The sequence below is a fragment of the Sphingomonas sp. 10B4 genome (assembly GCF_035019905.1).
Classification (GTDB): Bacteria; Pseudomonadota; Alphaproteobacteria; order Sphingomonadales; family Sphingomonadaceae; genus Sphingomonas; species Sphingomonas glacialis.
Map to the genome: position 1 here is coordinate 1 of NZ_JASJVC010000502.1, position 245 is coordinate 245.

At 51.8% G+C, this 245-nt stretch carries 1 protein-coding gene; it reads left to right on the top strand.

The genetic code is table 11. From position 1 onward, the window contains the following. On the top strand, positions 1-228 hold a 228-nt coding region (locus QN347_RS20650; protein ID WP_323494526.1), incomplete at its 5' end, for an SCO family protein. Between the last annotated feature and the right edge of the window lie 17 nt (positions 229-245).

A 245-nucleotide genomic window follows, 5' to 3' on the forward strand; every position in this document is an offset into this window, starting at 1 on the left:
GATGCGCGCTTTCTCGGCATGTACGGTGATGCAGCAGCCACCGCCAAAGTGGCCAAGGACTTCAAAGTGTATTATCAAAAAGTCGATGGCAATACACCGAGCAGTTACACCATGGACCATACGGCCGGCAGTTATGTGTTTGATAAAGAAGGGCATATCCGCCTGTTCTTACGGCATGGGCAGGGTACGGCACCGGTGGTGCATGATTTGAAGTTGTTGCTGAAGTAAGCTACGCGGTGTTGACG